Here is a 17,102-nt window from a genome sequence, read left to right on the forward strand (position 1 = left end):
TTCAATGAAAGCAGCGCTTACTTCGCGACAACCCGCACCATTTCCAGGCACTTGTTGGAATAGCCCCACTCGTTGTCGTACCAGGACACCAGCTTGACGAAGGTCGAGTCCAGCGCGATGCCGGCGTCGGCGTCGAACACCGAGGTGCAAGTTTCGCCGCGGAAGTCGGTGGCCACGACCTTGTCTTCGGTGTAACCCAGCACGCCCTTCAAGGCGCCTTCGCTCTGCGCCTTCACTTCAGCACAGATCTCGGCGTAGGTGGCCGGCTTTTCCAGTTCGACGGTGAGGTCGACCACCGACACGTCCGAGGTCGGCACGCGGAAGCTCATGCCGGTCAGCTTCTTGTTGAGCTCGGGGATCACCACACCCACGGCCTTGGCGGCACCGGTGGAGGACGGGATGATGTTCTCCAGGATGCCGCGCCCACCGCGCCAATCCTTGTTCGACGGGCCGTCCACGGTCTTCTGCGTCGCCGTGGCCGCGTGCACGGTGGTCATCAGGCCGCGCTTGATGCCCCACTTGTCGTTGATCACCTTGGCCAACGGCGCCAGGCAGTTGGTGGTGCACGAGGCGTTGGAAACGATCGCTTCGCCCTTGTAGGTGTTGTCGTTGACGCCGAACACGAACATCGGCGTGTCGTCCTTGGACGGTGCCGACAGGATCACCTTCTTGGCGCCCGCGTCGAGATGCTTCTGCGCCGTTTCCTTGGTCAGGAACAGGCCGGTGGACTCGATCACCACGTCGGCGCCGACTGCATCCCACTTGAGGTTGGCCGGGTCGCGTTCCTGGGTCAGGCGGATCTTGTTGCCGTTGACGATCAGCGTGTTGCCGTCGACCGACACATCGGCCTTGAAGCGGCCATGCACCGAGTCGTACTGCAGCATGTAGGCGAGGTAATCGGGCTCGAGCAGGTCATTGATGGCCACGATCTCGATGTCATTGGCGAAGTTCTGCACCGCAGAGCGCAGCACGTTGCGGCCGATGCGACCGAATCCGTTGATGCCAACCTTGATTGCCATGTTCACTAGCTCCTGCGGCCGCGATGGCGCGGCGGATGGAAAGGGACCACCATTCTAGCAGCGTCGCACTCGTGCAGCCGTGCTGCGGCCAGCGCTGCGGCATGGGGCGCTAGGACGTTGTGCCGTGGTGCATGCGTGGTGGGGATTGGGGAATCGGGAATCGGGAATCGGGAATCGGAAGGTGGGCACGCTGTGTGGGTACCGTCAATTGACACGGTAATGAGCTCGGCGATGCCGGCGCGATCTGTATGGGCTGACGCCTGCCTGACTCGAGGGCCCGCGACGATCTTAGGAGCGGCACGGACGCGGCAATCGAAACCACGCTTTATTTTTCGATATATCCAATCTAATTCAATCACTTACTTTTGACGTCGATACGCTGAAAGGCGTATCGAGGCATATGCCGAACAGCGGAATTTCGGCGCTCCGTGGATTTCGATACTGGCCCCTGCCTGCTGAGGCACCCATCCATCACAACGGAGATTCCCCATGCGTCGCACCCTTCTCTCTCTGGTTCTGGCCCTGGCCGCCACCCCGGCGCTGGCTGGCGGCGTGATGCACTACACCGACAAGGCCGCGCTGCCCGCCGATGGCGAAGCGCGCGAAGTCGCTGCGCTGTTCGATACCTGGAACGCGGCGCTGGCCACCGGCAACCCGCACAAGGTGGCCGACCTGTACGCGCCGGACGGCGTGTTGCTGCCGACCGTCTCCAACGAAGTGCGCGCCTCGCGTGCGCAGATCGAAAAGTACTTCGAGATGTTCCTGACCAAGAAGCCGCAAGGCGTCGTCAACTACCGCACCGTGCGCGTACTCGATGACGACAGCGCGGTGGATGCCGGTGTCTACACCTTCACGCTGACCGACAAGGACGGCAAGAAGAGCAAGGTGCAGGCGCGCTACACCTTCGTGTACGAAAAGCGCGACGACAAGTGGCTGATCATCAACCACCACAGCTCGGCGATGCCGGAAGTGGATGCGCCCACGCTCGCCAAGGTCAAGTAAGTGCGCCAGCGCTGCAGCCACCGTCTCGCTGCCTGCTCCACCGCGCACCCAGACGGCGGCGCTCCTCCCCCGCCGCCGCCTGCGCCAGGCACGTCGCGTTGCAGACCGGACGCGATGCGCCGGCGAGATCACCGGCATGGCGCAGATCGCTGCTGCTGCTGCCGCTGCCGGTGCCTGCTCGTATCTGCGCATGACCCACAGCGTCCCTGCGCGGATGGATTGATCAGGATCAAGGCATCCAGCGGGCAAACCATCAAGACTTCTCCCATCCCCTGCACACAACGAGAGTTTCCATGCGCATGCGCTCTACCCTTCTGCTCGCCGGCCTGGCCGCCGGCTTCGCCAGCGTCCCCGCACTGGCTCAATCCAAAGGCGACTGGACCGTTGCCGTCGGTGCCCACCAGGTCGCTCCCAAGTCCGATAACGGCCGCCTGGTCGGCGGCACGCTCGAGGCGGACGTCGGCAAGGACATCAAGCCGACCTTCACCGCCGAATACTTCATCGCCGACAACCTGGGCATCGAAGTACTGGCTGCGCTGCCGTTCGAGCACGACATCGCGCTCCGTGGCCTGGGGCGTGTCGGCAGCACCAAGCATCTGCCGCCGGTGATCTCGCTGCAGTACCACTTCAACAGCCAGGGCAGGCTCTCGCCGTTCGTTGGCGCGGGCATCAACTACACCCGTTTCTTCAGCACCGACACGCGCGGCGCGCTGGCCGGCAGCGAGCTGGATCTAGACGATTCCTGGGGCCTGGCACTGCACGCGGGCGTGGACTACAAGCTCAGCGACCGCGGCGCGCTGCGGGTAAACCTGCGCTGGATCGACATCGACACCGAAGCGCGCCTCGACGGCAACCGCATCGGCACGGTCAACATCGACCCGCTGGTCTACGGCGTGGCCTACGTGCACCGCTTCTGAGCCCGGCAGCGTGCGCGATGCATCTCTGGCACACTTGGCATCCAGGGACGTGAATCCACCGCCGGAGTTGCGGACAGGTTGGTCACGTCGACCGCCTGTCCGACCTATCCGGGGATTCCATGAGCATGCTGATCCGTACCGCCCTCGCCATCGCACTGGCCGCCTCGGCCGCACCCGCCCTTGCACAATCGGCCGGCCACTGGACCACGGGCTACGGCGCCGGCTATGTCTCGCCCAAGTCCGACAGCGGCAGCTTCGGCGGCACGCGTGCCGAGATCAAGGGCGCCCCGGCGCTGTCGTTCACCTACGAATACTTCCTGCGCAACAATCTCGGCATCGAGGTGCATGCCGCGGTGTCGGGCAAGCACGATCTGGAGCTCGAGGGTGTCGGCAAGGTGGGCAGCTACTGGTCGGTGCCGCCGAGCGTACTGTTGCAGTACCACATCAATGGCTACGGCACGGTGTCGCCGTTCGTGGGTGTCGGCATCAACTACACCACGTTTGTCGGTGAGGACGTCGATGACGCCTTCGGCAATGGCGACCTGAGCTTCGACGACTCGGTGGGCGCCACCGCGCATGTCGGTGTGGACTTCATCTTCAACGATCGCAGCGGCCTGCGGGTGGACGCGCGCTGGACGAATTCGCGCAGCAACGTCGACTTCAATGGCAGCCGGCTGGGCAAGGCGCGGATCGATCCGCTGACCTATGGCGTGTCGTACCTGGTGTACTTCTGAGCATGCCGCTGATGCCACGCTGAGCCGTGGCTGTGCTTCGCCCGGGGACGGCCATCAAACCGTCCCGGACCGATGCGTACAATTGCCGGATGAAGACCTTCTCTCCTCGCATCCTCCTTCTTGCCGCAACCGTGGTCGCGGCCCTTCAGCCCATCAGCGCGTTCGCCTGGGGGCCGCAAGGCCACCGTCTGGTGGCGCGCATTGCCGAGACCGAACTGAGCCCGCAGGCGCAAGCGCAGGTGGCGCAATTGCTCAAGGGCGAAGCCAACCCGACATTGGCCGGTGTCGCCAGCTGGGCCGACGAGCTGCGCGAGCACGAACCGGAGCTGGGCAAGCGCTCCGGGCCCTGGCACTACGTCAATCTTGGCGAGCATGACTGCACGTATGCGCCGCCACGCGACTGCCCGGATGGCAACTGCGTGATCGCCGCGCTCGACCGGCAGACCGCGCTGCTTGCCGACCGCAGCCAGCCGCTGGACGTGCGCCGGCAGGCCCTGAAGTTCGTGGTGCATTTTGTCGGCGACATCCATCAGCCGATGCATGCCGGCTACGCGCACGACAAGGGCGGCAATGAATTCCAGCTGCAGGTCGCCGGCAAGGGCAGCAACCTGCATGCGCTGTGGGACAGCGGCATGCTCAACGACCGCCATCTTGATGACGATGCGTATCTGCAACGCCTGCTGGCGTTGCCGGCGACCGCTGCGACATCGCCGGTGCTGCCACCACCGGCTGCGGCATGGGCGCAGGCCTCCTGCAAGATCGCGGTCACGCCCGGCGTCTATCCGAGCAAGCACGTATTGCCGGACGACTACATCGCGACCTATCGTCCGCTTGCCGAGACCCAATTGCGCGAGGCCGGCGACCGACTGGCCGCCGTGCTCAATGCGGCGCTGGCCGCGCCCTGAGATGGAGACGCCGATGCAGCCCGAGGTGCTTGCGTTCTTTCACGCCGACAGCAACACCTTCACCTATGTGGTCGCCGACGCGGCGACCGGGGCGGCAGCGGTGATCGATCCGGCGCTGGACTATGCGGCCGACACCGGCCAGGTCGGCACGCGCGCCGCGCAAGCCATCGTCGATGCCGTCGCCCACCACCGCTGGCAGGTGCAGTGGTTGCTGGAAACCCATGCGCATGCCGATCACCTGTCTGCCGCGCAGTGGCTGAAGCAGCACTGGCCACAGGCACGCATCGGCATCGGTGACGGTATCCGCGATGTGCAGCAGACGCTTGCGCCACGTTGTGCGTTACCGGACGACTTCCGTGCCGACGGCTCGCAGTTCGATCACCTGTTCGCCGATGAGGAGCGCTTCGAGCTTGGCACGCTGCAGGTACGTGTCATTGCGGTGCCCGGGCATACCAGCGACAGCATCGCGTACCTGATCGGCGATGCGCTGTTCCCCGGCGATTCGTTGTTCATGCCGGACGCCGGCACCGCGCGCTGCGATTTCCCCGGAGGCGATGCACGGCAACTGTTCGCCTCGATCCAGCGCATGTACGCGCTGCCGGCGAACACGCGCGTGTTCGTCTGCCACGACTACGGCCCGGGCGGCCGTGAGGTGGCGTACCAGACCAGCATCGGCGAGCAGCGGCGCAGCAATATCCACGTGCACGACGGCGTGGAGATCGAGGCATTCGTGGCGCAGCGCCAGGCCCGCGATGCCACGCTGCCCGAGCCCAGGCTGATCCGGCCGGCATTGCAGACCAATCTGCAGGCCGGCCGCTGCGACGGCGTGCTTGGCTGACGCGCCAGTGTCGCCACCACGCGGCGCATGACGCGCAGCCGCTATGATCGCTGCCTGACCTTGCTGGAGCTTCCCATGCGCACGATCGGTTTTTGGCAGCGCGCGTTCTGCGTGCTGATGCTTGCCCTGCCCGTCCTGGCCACTGCGCAGAGCGCGCCGGTGACGGTGTTTGCTGCAGCAAGCCTGAAGGAATCCATGGACGAGGCCGCGGCCGCTTACGAAAAGGCGACCGGCACGCCGGTGCGCGTTTCCTACGCCGCCAGCTCTGCACTGGCGCGCCAGATCGAGCAAGGCGCACCGGCGGACGTGTTCTTTTCGGCCGACCTGGAATGGATGGACTATCTGCAGCAACGCGGCCTGGTCGTGCCAGCGCAGCGTCACAACCTGCTCGGCAATACCCTGGTGTTGATCGCCCCGGCCACCAGCAAGCTGCGCGTGGATCCGCGCCAGCCCGGCGCGATTGCCAAGGCGCTCGGTGACAGCGGTCGGTTGGCGGTTGGCCAGACCAACAGCGTGCCGGCCGGCAAGTATGCCGCCGCAGCGCTGCGCAAACTCGGTCAGTGGGATGGCGTGCGCAATCGTCTGGCCGAGTCCGAAAGCGTGCGCGCCGCATTGATGCTGGTCTCGCGTGGCGAAGCGCCGCTGGGCATCGTGTACGGCTCGGATGCGCGCGCCGAACCAAAGGTCCGCGTGGTTGCGACCTTCCCCGCCGATAGCCACGACGCCATCGTGTATCCGGTGGCCGCGTTGAAGAACAGCAGCAATGCCGGCACGGCCGCGTTCGTGCAATGGCTGGGCAGCCAGCCGGCCAGGGCGATCTTCGTTCGCCGTGGTTTTTCGTTGCAGGATTGAGGCGCGCCGTTGTCGATGTTCACCCCACAGGAGCTGACCGCGATCGGCCTGAGTCTCAAGGTGGCCATCGTTGCGGCCGTCGCCAGCCTGCCGCCGGGCATCGCCTGCGGCTGGCTGCTGGCGCGGCGGCGCTTTCCGGGCAAGGCGCTGCTGGACGCCCTGCTGCATCTGCCGCTGGTGATGCCGCCGGTGGTGACCGGCTACGCGCTGCTGGTGGTGCTGGGCACGCAGGGGCCGGTCGGCAGCTGGTTGCTGGAACATCTCGGTATCCAGTTCGCGTTCCGCTGGACCGGCGCGGCGCTGGCATGCGCGGTGATGGGATTTCCGTTGATGGTGCGCGCGATCCGCCTGTCCATCGAAGCGACCGATCGCCGCCTGGAAGCAGCCGCCGCCACGCTCGGTGCGGGCCCGTGGCGGGTGTTCTTCAGCATTACCTTGCCGCTGGCCTGGCCGGGCCTGGTCGCCGGCATGGTGCTGGCATTCGCCAAGGCCTTGGGCGAATTCGGCGCGACCATCACCTTCGTGTCCAATATTCCTGGCGAAACCCAGACCTTGTCGTCGGCCATCTACGGGCTGATGCAGGTGCCGGGTATGGAATCGGGCGTGTGGCGGCTGGCCGGCGTTGCGTTGGCGATCTCGCTGGCGGCGCTGCTGCTGTCCGAGTGGCTGGTGCGCAGGCCGCATCCGCGCGAGGACGGCTGATGCTCGATATCGACCTGCAGCTGCAGCGCGGCAATTTCCAGCGGCATCTCCACATCCAGGACCAGGCGCGGGTGGTGGCCCTGGTCGGCCCTTCCGGTGCGGGCAAGACCACGGTGCTCAATGCCATCGCCGGGCTGGTGCAGCCACAGGCCGGGCATATCCGCATCGACGGGCGCTGCCTGTATGACGCCCGGCAAGGCATCAACCTGCCCACGCACAAGCGCAGGATCGGCTATGTGTTCCAGGATGCGCGGCTGTTCCCGCATCTGGATGTGCGCCGCAATCTGCGTTACGGCCGGCATGCGCGTGGCACGGCGCCATTCGGTTTCGACGATGTGGTGGCGCTGTTGGGGATTGGGCCGTTGCTGCAACGCCGGCCGCGCAATCTGTCCGGAGGCGAAGCGCAGCGCGTGGCGATCGGCCGCGCCTTGTTGTCGCAACCGGCGATCCTGTTGTTCGACGAGCCCTTGTCGGCACTGGATCAGGCGCGCCGCGAAGAACTGATTCCCTACCTGCAACGCGTGCGCGACGAGATCCGCCTGCCGATGCTGTATGTCAGCCACAATCCCGACGAAGTGCAGCGCATCGCCGATAGCGTGCATGTGCTGGAATGAGCGCATCGGCACTGTCGATCACCGCATTCAACCAGCTGGCGTGTCCATGAAACAGTATCGAAAACATGCATTCCCGGTGGAGCAGGCGCGCCGCTTCCTGGAACCGGGGCCGGTGGTGCTGGTGAGCTCGGCCCACAAGGGCCAGCGCGACATCATGACCATGGGCTGGCATATGGTGCTGGAGTTTTCGCCCTCGCTGATCGCGTGCTGCATCGCCCCCGGTAACCACAGTTTCGAACTGGTCCGGCGCAGCAGGCAATGCGTGATCAACCTGCCGACGGCCGAGCTGCTCGACACCGTGATCGGCATCGGCAACAGCAGCGGTGCACAGATCGACAAGTTCGATCACTTCGGGCTGACCGCCGTGCCCGGCCGACGGGTCGCAGCGCCGGCCATCGCCGAGTGCTACGCCAGTTTCGAATGCCACCTGCACGACGGCCGGCAGATCAACCGCCACGCGCTCTTTGTCTGGGAAGTGGTGAACGCGCAAGTGGCCAAGCGGCCTGCGCTTCCCAGGACGGTGCACTACCGCGGCGATGGCCGCTTCATGCTGTCCGGCGACGAAGTCTCGCGGCGGCACCTGTTCGCACCCGACATGCTCTGATCGCAGCGATGCGCGCGCTCAACGCGCCACCTTGCCGGTACGCACGCTGACCTTGCCTTGCCGCACTTCGAAGGTGAACGCGAACGACAGCGTCACCGGTACCGGCTGCTGGCTGATGGCGCCGCTGCAATCGTCCAGCGCGGCCGGCTGCGCCACGCCTGCGGCAAACGTGCACAGCGCGGCCGGAACGAACTGCCATTGCTGCACCGTGGTGCGCACCGACTGCACCAGATCGGCATTGTCCGGCAACAGACCGGCCGCACATTCGTCGCGATCGGACATGGGGTCGACGCGCTGTACCGCGCCGTCGGCGGTCAGGATCACATGCGCGCACACGGTGGTCGGCGGCAAGCTCTGCCGCGGCGAATCGGCCGGCAGCACCGGCGCATCGCTGCGCAGCGCGCGCGGCATGCGGAAGCGCTGTGCTGGCGCCAACGTGTAAGACTGGATGGAGCCGCCACCATTGCCACCCGGTTGCGCGCTCAGCATGCGCTGGTCCACCGAATCTTCGCGCTGGCTGCGCTGCTGTTCCTGCACCCCTTGCGTTGCACATGCGCCAAGCGACAGCGCCAGGATTGCGGCGCAGGTCGGCGCAAGGACGGCCGACAACACGTGGCGAGCAGTTGTCGGGTGGGCGTGGCCAGCGCGCAGGAACCGGCGAGTATGCGCGGCACATGCCAATCCCGGACACCCGGCGCGCCCGCCAGACAGTTGTGCAGTCGTTTTGCTGGTTGCGCTGGATTGCATCACGGCCTCTCCCGCCTTGCACAGCCCGCTGAAGCACAACCGGCAAGGCGGTTGGACGCTGGCGCCTCCGAGCGCGCGGCGGCGGCATCGGTAGACGTTTGCTCCGGCCCATCCAGTTCGAACTTCACCGGCACGCGCACCGTGGAAGCAATCGGCTTGCCATGTACATAAACAGGTTTCAGCCGCCACTGGCGCGCTGCCTCCAGCACCGCTTGATCGAACACGCCGGCCGGCCTGCTCTGCACGACGTCGATATGCTGCGGCACGCCGCCAGGGTCGATGTCGATCTGCAGTTCGACAAAGCCCTCGATACCGCCGTCAAACGCGGCTGCCGGATATCTCGGCGGTTGCATCGTGGCGAAATCCACCGCGTTGCCGGCCGCCAGCGCCGGTTGTGCCGCTAACGCAATGCGTGCCGGCTGCAGCGCCCAGGCGGCTGTACTGATCGTCGCCGCCAGCAGCAGGACCATCGCCACGCGCCAGCGCGCACGCCCGGCAGCAACGGGGGAACCGCGCAGCGCCGCGATCCGTTGCGTCAACGGATGCGATGCGGCCCAATGACAGGCGAGCGGCGTAAAGTCGCCTCCAAGCTGGGTCTTGAGCATGGCGGTGGCGTAACTGCGCCGCTTGCCCGGATGTTGCGCCAGCACGGCCGCATCGCAGGCCAGCTCCTGATCCAGCCGGAACGCACGCCAGCCCAGATGCATCAGCGGGTTGAACCAGCCGATGCAGAGCATCAGCGCCGCCAGCAGATTGGCATGCAGATCGCCGCGGCGCAGATGCATGCGCTCATGCGCCAGGATCAGGGCGCGCTCATCGGCGTTGTAGCGCTCACTGAAATCCGCCGGCAGCACGATGCGCGGACGCCAGAGTCCCAACGATGCAGGAAGACCGGCATCGCGCGCGGCCGACCAGAGCCGGTCGTCGAGCCGGTGCAACGGCCCCAGGCTGCGCATGAAACGCCGTTGCCGCGTCCACAATCCGATCGCCATCACCACCGCGCCGCCCAGCCACGCTGCTGCCAGCCATGTTGCCCACGCACGACCTTCGCCATGCACGCTGGAGAGCGCAGGCATGGCGGTCAGCGCCGGCAATCCCGGCACCGCGATGCCCAGAGACGGGCCGGGCAACAAGGCCGCCACCAGCGCCAGCGGGACGCAGGACCAGATCGCATACGCCGCGCCGGCACCCGACCGCTTGCGCAGTGGGCGACGCAGGAGCAGGCAGACCAGCAGCGCAGCGGTGGTGTACAGCGTTGCGCGGGACAACAGGACCCAGGCCTCAGGGTTCATCGTCCAGCTCCTTGATCAGTTGTTTCAGTTCCGCGATATCGGATGCGCTGAGTTTTCCGCGCTCGCTGAAGTGCGCCACCAGTGGCGCCACCCGTCCGCCGAACAGGCGCTGCAGCAATCCCTCGCTCTGTTGCTGCACCCACTGCTCGCGCGCCAGCACCGGCGAATAGAGATAGCGTCGCCCTTGCTTCTCGGCACGGATGGCGCCTTTGCCAAGCAGGCGGTTGAGCAAGGTCTTGACGGTGGGCTCGGCCCAGTCGCTGCGGCCTGCCAGCACGGCGACCACCTCGTCGGCGCTGCGTGGCGCCGCATCCCAGAGCACCTGCATCACCACCGCTTCGGCGTCACTGATCGACATGCGATTACATCCGTAATTTTTATCGATTACGCATGTAAATCTTGTCCCTGTCAAGCGCGTTTTCGATTGCCTTGCGGGAAATGCATGCACAGACCAGGCCTTGTCGGCGATCCAGATACCTGCCCCGCCATCGCCTCGGCTACCCTGCACCGATGACCGAACACCTTACCGACCTGCCCGGCGCGGTTGCGCACATCCTGCAACGCCTCGATGGCCCGCTGCGCGTCGGCGCGCCGTTGGGCATCGGCAAGCCGCACCGGTTGTTGAACGCGTTGTATGCGCAGCTCAAGCACACGCCGACCCGGCCACTGGCGTTGTACACGGCGCTGTCGCTCAATCCGCCCAAACCCGGCGCGGGACTGGAGGCACGCTTTGCGGCGCCGTTTATCGCGCGCCATTTTGGCGAGGATTTCCCGCGTCTTACCTATGTCGATGACATGCTGCGCGATGCGCTGCCGGCGCATGTGCAGGTGGAAGAGTTCTACACGCAGTCCGGCGGGCTGCTGCACTCCACCCAGGCGCAGGCTGACTACACGAGCCTCAACTACACCCACGCTGCTGCGGCGGTGGCGCAGCGCGCACCGAACCTGATCGTGCAGAAGGTGGCGCGCGAACCGGGCGGCACGCGGCTGTCGTTGTCGTGCAACAACGACATCACCCAGGACACGCTGGATGCGGTGCAGGCGCTCGGCCTGCCGCGCCCCATGCTGGTGGCGGAAGTGGACACGCAACTGCCGTGGATCGGCGGAACCGCGGCAGTGGAGGAGGCGTTCTTCGATCTGGTGATCGACCTGCCCGGTCCGTCGCCGCGCCTGTTCGGGTTGCCCAGGCAGCCGGTCAACAGCGTCGACTACGCCATCGGTCTGTATGCCAGCGCGCTGGTCCGCGATGGCGGCACCTTGCAGATCGGCATCGGCACCCTGGCCGATGCGCTGAGCCATGCGCTGGTACTGCGACATACCGACAACGCCACCTATCGGCGCGTGCTGCAGGCGCTGGACCCGGAACTGGAACAGCATCCTGCGGTGCGCGCCAGCGGTGGCCTGGCGCCGTTCGAGATCGGCCTGTACGGCTGCAGCGAAATGCTCAACGAAGGGTTCAAGCAGTTGGTGGACAGCGGCGTGATCCGCCGCAAGGTGCACGATGATCTGGCGCTGATGCAGCGCATCGCCGACGGCAGCGCCGATGCGGCCGATCACGCGCGCCTGGCCCGCGAAGGCGAGTTTCTGCATGGGGCGTTCTATCTCGGCTCGCCGGATTTCTACCAGTGGCTACGCGAGCTGGATGCGGACACGCGCGATGCCATCGGCATGCGTCGCATCAGCGAGATCAACCAGCTGTATGGCGGCAACGAAGCGCTGGAGCGGCTGCAACGCCGCGATGCGCGCTTCTTCAACTCCTGCATGATGGCCACCGCGCTCGGCGCGGCGGTGTCCGACGGGCTGGAAGATGGCCGTGTGGTTTCCGGCGTGGGCGGCCAGTACAACTTCGTGGCGATGGCGCATGCCTTGCCGCAGGCGCGCAGCGCGTTGATGCTGCGGGCCACGCGCGATGCCGGTGCACACGCAGCGAGCAATGTGCGCTGGAACTACGGGCACACCACCATTCCGCGCCATCTGCGCGATCTGTACATCACCGAGTACGGCATCGCCGACCTGCGCCACCAAACCGATCAGGATTGCGTGCTGGCGATGGCCGGCATCTGCGATGGCCGGCATCTGCGATGCACGCTTCCAGGACGCGTTGCTGGCAACCGCCAAGGCATCGCGCAAGCTACGTGGCGACCCTGCACTGCCTGCGCGTGCGCAACGCAACACGCCGCAGGCACTGGAACAGGCGCTGGCGCCGTTCCGCCGCGATGGCAGCCTGCCCGACTACCCGCTCGGCAGCGACTTCACCGAGGTCGAGCAACACCTGCTGCGCGCCCTGAGCTGGCTCAAACGCGCCACCGCCGGCAATAGCGCAAAGCTGATGACCGTCTGGCGCGCACTGCTGTCACGCGAGAGCGGCGATGCATACGAAGCCGCCGGTCTGCAACGGATGGCGCTGGATGCGCCACGCAGCATCGCCGAACGGGTGCAGGCACGGCTGCTGGCGTATGCCTTGCAAAAGACCAGAGTGCACTGACGCGCCGGTGTCGCGAAAAGCGATGCCATGGCGCGTTTTTCGCACTGTGACGCACGACGGCAACACGGCGGAAAGCCTTGCGTCAAATTTGGCCCGGATGATGGCGACCACCTTCTTTCCGGCCTGGCTGCATGCGCTGCTTATTCGTTGTTTCGGCTGTGAATCCACGCGATGACCGCACAGCGAAGCCATCACGCGCAAGGCGAAGCAACACACGTAGCGCTGCATTCCTTGGCCTGCTGATGCTGGCCGGCGTGACCGCGCATGCCGCGCCTCGCCTCACCGATCTGCAATACATCGGCAGCCACAACAGCTACCACGCCGGCTTCGCTCCCAGCGAAGCGACACTGCTGCAACGACTGAGTCCGGAGCTGTTCGCGGCACTGGATTACCGCCATCCGCCACTGGGGCAACAACTGGACGATGGCGTCAGACAACTCGAACTGGATGTCTTCGCCGACGCCAACGGTGGTCGCTACGCACACCCGGCCAGCGTCGCGCAGATCGCCAAGGCCGGCTTGCCACCCGCACCGCCCGGCGCACCGGCCGGAGTGATGAGCAAACCCGGCTTTAAGGTCATGCACGTGCAGGACGTGGACCAGCGCAGCACCTGCCAGCCCTTGATCGCGTGCCTGCAGGAAGTGCGTGCGTGGTCGAAGCAGCACCCCGGACATGTGCCGATCTTCATCCTGCTGGAAACCAAGCAGGCGTCGGTGCAACTGGCGTTTCCGACCGTGCAGCCGGAGCCGTTCGATCCGGCGACGATGGATGCATTGGATGCCGAACTGCGCTCGGTGTTTCGACCCGGCGAGTATCTCAGCCCCGATCAGGTCCGTGGCAACGCAGCCACGCTCAACGCCGCAGTGCTTGCGCATGGCTGGCCGTCGTTGAGCGAGGCACGCGGCAAGGTGGTGTTCCTGCTCGACCAACGCACGGCCGGTGCCAGCTACCTGCGCGGGCATCCGTCGCTGCGCGGACGCGTGTGCTTCACCAATGCCGTGCCTGGCCAAGACGATGCCGCCTTCACCGAACTCAACGATGGCCCCGCCGAGACGATCACCCAATTGGTGAAAGCCGGCTACCTGGTGCGCACGCGTACCGACGCCGACCTGAAGGAAGCACTGCAACACGACACCACCCGCCGCGACCGCATGCTGGCCAGCGGCGCGCAGTTGCTCAGCACCGACTTCCCCGCACATGAGCCGGCCGGCAACGGTTACGTGGTGCGCTTCGAAGGCGATGCGGTCGCACGCTGCAATCCGCAGCTGGCGCAGGCGCACTGCAAGGGCGTCGACCTCAGGCACTGAGTCGGGGTCACTGCCGTCGTCGCAATCTCCGCACCACACACAGACCTGTCGCAACGGAAGGCGTCGGCGATGCACACCCGCACCCGCAGTAAGGGGCACTCCATCTTCTCCAACCACGCGAGCCATTGCATGCAGTCCCCACGCACCACCCATCGCCTGACCTGCGCCATCGCGCTGGCACTGTCCGCGCCGGCGTTTGCCGAGACGCCGGAGCTCGGCACCACCACGCTGGATTCGGTCAACGTGCAGGCCAAGCACGCCGCCGCGCCGGGATCGCTCAACGAACAGCGCCTGTCCAGCAGCGTCAACAGCGTGATGAGCAAGCAGCAGATCGATGCGATCCCCTCCGGCGGCATCGCCGATGTCGTGTCGCACATGCCGGGCCTGTCCGCATACAGCGACATGCATCTGGGCCAGGCCACCACCGGCGAAAACGCCTACGTCAGCATTCGCGGCATGGACGCCAGCTACAACGCCTACACGCTCAACGGCTTCGGCATGCCGGAAACCGATTCGTCGACGCGCGCCATCTCGTTGAACATGCTGGCGCCGTTCGGCATCCAGTCGGTGCAGGTGTCCAAATCCCCAACGCCCGACATGCCCGGCGATGCGATCGGCGGCGCGATCGACATGCGCACGCCCAATGCCTTCGACTTTGAGCAGGATGTCTACGCCAAGAGCACCGCGCAGGGCCAGTTCAATGCGCTGGCCTCGAAGCTGGGCGGCAAGGACAGCGGCGGCACCTTCCAGCAGGAGCTGGCCTGGAAGTTTGGCGATGGCCATGCCTTCGGCCTCTACGCATCGGCGTATTACGGCAGGAACAACAACATGGCGCAGGCGCCGGCGCCCAACAGCAAATACGTGCCGGCCGATCCCGCCCTCGCCACTGCAACCGACCTGCGCGATGTCGGGCCGTTGATCAGCACCCGCTACAAGTACAGCCTCTACACCAGCCAGATCGAACGCTACGGCGGCAACCTCTCGCTGGATTGGCAAGGCGACAACAGCGCGCTGTACGCGCGTGCGATCTACGGCAGCTACGGCGTCACCGGGCAGCAGGACCAGTCCAGCGCGCGCCTGGAAACCTATCGCAACCAGCCCACCGCCGTGCGTGGCGGCTATTTCAACACGCACGATATCGACGAGAAACTGGCGACGCTGCAATTGGGAGGCCAGACCACGCTGGGCCGCTTGCGCTTCGACTACGGCAGCTCGGTCGGTCGCGGCACCCGCAGCCGCCCGGACTATGTATCGGCAAGCCTGTATGGCTTTACGCCCGGCAGCTTCGCCTTCGACCTCAGCAACCCCCGCTACCCCAGCATCGCGCCAAGCACGCCTGCCTTGCAGGACTTTTTCTACAACCTGGGTTCGTCGTTGCTGTGGAAGGTGCAGGGGCACGACGCCGGCAGTCACGACAACCGCATCAATGCGCACACCGATATCACCTACCAGGTCGATGGCGACGTGCTGGACAGCGTCAAGCTCGGCCTGTCTGCCGACCATTCCGACCGTGGCGCCTACGATCACCCGTTCTTCCACAAGGACGGCAACTTCGTCACCAACGGGCCGTATTTTGGCGGACCCAATTACGCCTTCCCCACCGCAGGCGGACCGCCACTGAGCGCGATCCCGGGCCGCGTCACCTATCACGCCTTCGACGGCCGCTACGCCGGCCCGTTCAAACTGCTGGACCGCAACTGGATGCTTGCGCAGGCGCTGCCCTACAAGTACGTCGACGATCCCAACGGCGCAGGCGTCTATACCGCCAACGACTACAACGCCAACACCACCTCCAGCACCGAGGCGATCTATTCCGGTTATGCAATGGCCGCGCTGCATGTCGGCTCGGTGAGCGTGCTGCCCGGCGTGCGCTACGAGTTGACACGCTATGCGGCCGAATCCTGGCAATCCAGCGGCGATGGCAGCACCGGCAGCTTCGTCGGCACCGGCAGCACCTATGGGCAAGTGCTGCCGGGCATCAGCATCAACTATCGGCCGGATGATCTCACCGTGTATCGGGCTTCGTTGCGGCGCAGTTTCAGCCGCCCGGCGTTCGGCCTGATCTCCGGCGAGACGGTGTACACCATCGACGATACCCAGAAGGTGGTCGGCATCTCCAGGCCCAATCCCGATCTGCAGCCGAGCAAGGCCGACAACGCCGATCTCTCCGCCGAGTTCTACGATCACAGCGGCGGCGTGCTCAGCGCATCGACCTATTACAAGCGCATCACCGGCTTCATCTACACCTCGCAATCGGCGACCAGCAACGACAGCACCCTGGGCGGGCTGGTACCAACCGGCACCACCTTCGAAAACGGCGTACCGGTGACCATGCCGCAGAACGGCGGTACCGCCAAGCTCTATGGACTGGAGCTGGCAGCGAGCAAGCGCCTGCAGGAGTTGCCGGGCCTGTGGAGCAACGTCGGCGTCACCGCCAACCTCACGCTGCAGCACAGCGAAGCAGACAGCAGACGCAGCGACCAACCGGAAAAAACCTGGCTGCCACGCGCACCCGAGCGCATCTACAACATGGATCTGTTCTACGACGACACGCACCTGCGCGCCGACCTGAGCTACAACTACACGGGCCTGCAATTGCTGGGGCTGACCAGCGACCGGCTCAACTATTACCTGCAACCGGTCAAATCGCTGGACTTCACTGCGACCTATCATCTGCCGCACCACGTCGATGTCGGTGTGTCGGCCAAGAACCTGCTCAATGCCGCCACGTTCTACGAAACCCAAGGCAAGTCAAAGCGCTACATGGCCTACGACCCTGGCGCCGACGGCGCCTATGTACAGACCGGGCGGGTGTACATGCTGACGGTGGGCTACACCTACTGACGGCAGACCTGCAGACAGCTGCGGCGCAATGTCTGCAGCTGCAGGGAGCGGGTCTGCACCAATCCGTATCGATCGCCTGACTGACATGCAGGCGATCGATTACGGCGTGGTGCATCATTCTCTCTGCCGCTCGGGTAGAAGCGGCAGGCAGCGGCATCTATGGCAGCTGTGCGGAGGCGAGATGACAGGTATCCACTCCTGACCGGCATCGCGACTGCGTCCCCAGTCAGTCCCGGTGCA

15 protein-coding genes, 1 other RNA gene and 1 pseudogene are annotated in these 17,102 nt (G+C 65.6%); 12 read left to right on the forward strand and 5 right to left on the reverse strand.

Annotated features, from left to right (window positions below):
• Positions 1 to 17: 17 nt before the first annotated feature.
• A complete protein-coding gene (gene gap, locus AC1KVE_RS14085; protein ID WP_024938165.1) occupies positions 18 to 1,019 on the reverse strand; it encodes a type I glyceraldehyde-3-phosphate dehydrogenase in 1,002 nt (333 codons plus the stop codon).
• A gap of 489 nt (positions 1,020 to 1,508) precedes the next feature.
• On the opposite strand from gap, the gene AC1KVE_RS14090 reads away from it, so the two are divergent.
• From AC1KVE_RS14090 to AC1KVE_RS14130, 9 genes are all read left to right on the forward strand, one after another.
• On the forward strand, positions 1,509 to 2,021 hold the full coding sequence (locus AC1KVE_RS14090) for an SgcJ/EcaC family oxidoreductase (protein ID WP_102251397.1): 513 nt from the start codon (positions 1,509 to 1,511) through the stop codon (positions 2,019 to 2,021).
• A 293-nt stretch (positions 2,022 to 2,314) separates the two neighbouring features.
• Entirely contained in the window at positions 2,315 to 2,938 is a 624-nt protein-coding gene (locus AC1KVE_RS14095; protein ID WP_478202811.1) for an OmpW/AlkL family protein, read from the forward strand.
• 119 nt (positions 2,939 to 3,057) lie between these two features.
• Positions 3,058 to 3,672: an OmpW/AlkL family protein gene (locus tag AC1KVE_RS14100; protein ID WP_024938162.1), complete on the forward strand. Its 615-nt coding sequence runs from the start codon at positions 3,058 to 3,060 to the stop codon at positions 3,670 to 3,672.
• Positions 3,673 to 3,761: 89 nt separating this feature from the next.
• Positions 3,762 to 4,577: a S1/P1 nuclease gene (locus AC1KVE_RS14105; RefSeq protein WP_481093065.1), complete on the forward strand. Its 816-nt coding sequence runs from the start codon at positions 3,762 to 3,764 to the stop codon at positions 4,575 to 4,577.
• 13 nt (positions 4,578 to 4,590) lie between these two features.
• Entirely contained in the window at positions 4,591 to 5,415 is an 825-nt protein-coding gene (locus AC1KVE_RS14110; protein ID WP_481092387.1) for an MBL fold metallo-hydrolase, read from the forward strand.
• A 75-nt stretch (positions 5,416 to 5,490) separates the two neighbouring features.
• On the forward strand, positions 5,491 to 6,267 hold the full coding sequence (gene modA, locus AC1KVE_RS14115) for a molybdate ABC transporter substrate-binding protein (protein ID WP_481092388.1): 777 nt from the start codon (positions 5,491 to 5,493) through the stop codon (positions 6,265 to 6,267).
• Between the two features lie 15 nt (positions 6,268 to 6,282).
• Positions 6,283 to 6,969: a molybdate ABC transporter permease subunit gene (gene modB / locus AC1KVE_RS14120; RefSeq protein ID WP_179465302.1), complete on the forward strand. Its 687-nt coding sequence runs from the start codon at positions 6,283 to 6,285 to the stop codon at positions 6,967 to 6,969.
• On the forward strand, positions 6,969 to 7,583 hold the full coding sequence (modC, locus tag AC1KVE_RS14125) for a molybdenum ABC transporter ATP-binding protein (protein ID WP_016902262.1): 615 nt from the start codon (positions 6,969 to 6,971) through the stop codon (positions 7,581 to 7,583). The genes modB and modC overlap by 1 nt, the downstream gene beginning before the upstream one ends.
• Before the next feature lie 46 nt (positions 7,584 to 7,629).
• A complete protein-coding gene (locus AC1KVE_RS14130) occupies positions 7,630 to 8,187 on the forward strand; it encodes a flavin reductase family protein (protein ID WP_481092389.1) in 558 nt (185 codons plus the stop codon).
• An 18-nt stretch (positions 8,188 to 8,205) separates the two neighbouring features.
• Here the strand turns inward: AC1KVE_RS14130 and AC1KVE_RS14135 are convergent, their stop codons facing one another.
• From AC1KVE_RS14135 to AC1KVE_RS14150, 4 genes are all read right to left on the reverse strand, one after another.
• Positions 8,206 to 8,799: a hypothetical protein gene (locus tag AC1KVE_RS14135; RefSeq protein ID WP_104544009.1), complete on the reverse strand. Its 594-nt coding sequence runs from the start codon at positions 8,797 to 8,799 to the stop codon at positions 8,206 to 8,208.
• A non-coding RNA gene (locus AC1KVE_RS14140) (sX9 sRNA) lies at positions 8,788 to 8,863 on the reverse strand. The genes AC1KVE_RS14135 and AC1KVE_RS14140 overlap by 12 nt, the downstream gene beginning before the upstream one ends.
• Before the next feature lie 70 nt (positions 8,864 to 8,933).
• Positions 8,934 to 10,226 carry a TonB family protein gene (locus AC1KVE_RS14145; RefSeq protein ID WP_481092390.1) on the reverse strand — a complete coding sequence of 431 codons (1,293 nt, stop codon included), beginning with the start codon at positions 10,224 to 10,226 and terminating at the stop codon, positions 8,934 to 8,936.
• A complete protein-coding gene (locus AC1KVE_RS14150; protein WP_481092391.1) occupies positions 10,216 to 10,584 on the reverse strand; it encodes a BlaI/MecI/CopY family transcriptional regulator in 369 nt (122 codons plus the stop codon). Before AC1KVE_RS14150 ends, AC1KVE_RS14145 begins: the two co-directional genes overlap by 11 nt.
• 152 nt (positions 10,585 to 10,736) lie before the next feature.
• Between AC1KVE_RS14150 and AC1KVE_RS14155 the strand changes: the two are divergent.
• The 3 genes and pseudogenes from AC1KVE_RS14155 (at position 10,737) to AC1KVE_RS14165 (ending at position 16,862) form a co-directional block, all read left to right on the forward strand.
• A pseudogene (locus tag AC1KVE_RS14155) lies at positions 10,737 to 12,711 on the forward strand (acetyl-CoA hydrolase/transferase C-terminal domain-containing protein).
• A gap of 242 nt (positions 12,712 to 12,953) precedes the next feature.
• Entirely contained in the window at positions 12,954 to 14,018 is a 1,065-nt protein-coding gene (locus AC1KVE_RS14160; protein WP_481092392.1) for a phosphatidylinositol-specific phospholipase C1-like protein, read from the forward strand.
• Between the two features lie 129 nt (positions 14,019 to 14,147).
• A complete protein-coding gene (locus AC1KVE_RS14165) occupies positions 14,148 to 16,862 on the forward strand; it encodes a TonB-dependent receptor (RefSeq protein WP_481092393.1) in 2,715 nt (904 codons plus the stop codon).
• The last annotated feature ends 240 nt before the right edge of the window (positions 16,863 to 17,102 follow it).

This window comes from Xanthomonas sp. NCPPB 2864 (assembly GCF_056675615.1).

Excerpts from the sequence above, each read along its gene's own strand:
- gap (WP_024938165.1), bottom strand. The coding sequence starts at position 1,019 with ATGGCAATCAAGGTTGGCATCAACGGATTCGGTCGCATCGGCCGCAAC.
- AC1KVE_RS14090 (WP_102251397.1), top strand. The coding sequence starts at position 1,509 with ATGCGTCGCACCCTTCTCTCTCTGGTTCTGGCCCTGGCCGCCACCCCG.
- AC1KVE_RS14095 (WP_478202811.1), top strand. The coding sequence starts at position 2,315 with ATGCGCATGCGCTCTACCCTTCTGCTCGCCGGCCTGGCCGCCGGCTTC.
- AC1KVE_RS14100 (WP_024938162.1), top strand. The coding sequence starts at position 3,058 with ATGAGCATGCTGATCCGTACCGCCCTCGCCATCGCACTGGCCGCCTCG.
- AC1KVE_RS14105 (WP_481093065.1), top strand. The coding sequence starts at position 3,762 with ATGAAGACCTTCTCTCCTCGCATCCTCCTTCTTGCCGCAACCGTGGTC.
- AC1KVE_RS14110 (WP_481092387.1), top strand. The coding sequence starts at position 4,591 with ATGCAGCCCGAGGTGCTTGCGTTCTTTCACGCCGACAGCAACACCTTC.
- modA (WP_481092388.1), top strand. The coding sequence starts at position 5,491 with ATGCGCACGATCGGTTTTTGGCAGCGCGCGTTCTGCGTGCTGATGCTT.
- modB (WP_179465302.1), top strand. The coding sequence starts at position 6,283 with ATGTTCACCCCACAGGAGCTGACCGCGATCGGCCTGAGTCTCAAGGTG.
- modC (WP_016902262.1), top strand. The coding sequence starts at position 6,969 with ATGCTCGATATCGACCTGCAGCTGCAGCGCGGCAATTTCCAGCGGCAT.
- AC1KVE_RS14130 (WP_481092389.1), top strand. The coding sequence starts at position 7,630 with ATGAAACAGTATCGAAAACATGCATTCCCGGTGGAGCAGGCGCGCCGC.
- AC1KVE_RS14145 (WP_481092390.1), bottom strand. The coding sequence starts at position 10,226 with ATGAACCCTGAGGCCTGGGTCCTGTTGTCCCGCGCAACGCTGTACACC.
- AC1KVE_RS14150 (WP_481092391.1), bottom strand. The coding sequence starts at position 10,584 with ATGTCGATCAGTGACGCCGAAGCGGTGGTGATGCAGGTGCTCTGGGAT.
- AC1KVE_RS14160 (WP_481092392.1), top strand. The coding sequence starts at position 12,954 with ATGCTGGCCGGCGTGACCGCGCATGCCGCGCCTCGCCTCACCGATCTG.
- AC1KVE_RS14165 (WP_481092393.1), top strand. The coding sequence starts at position 14,148 with ATGCAGTCCCCACGCACCACCCATCGCCTGACCTGCGCCATCGCGCTG.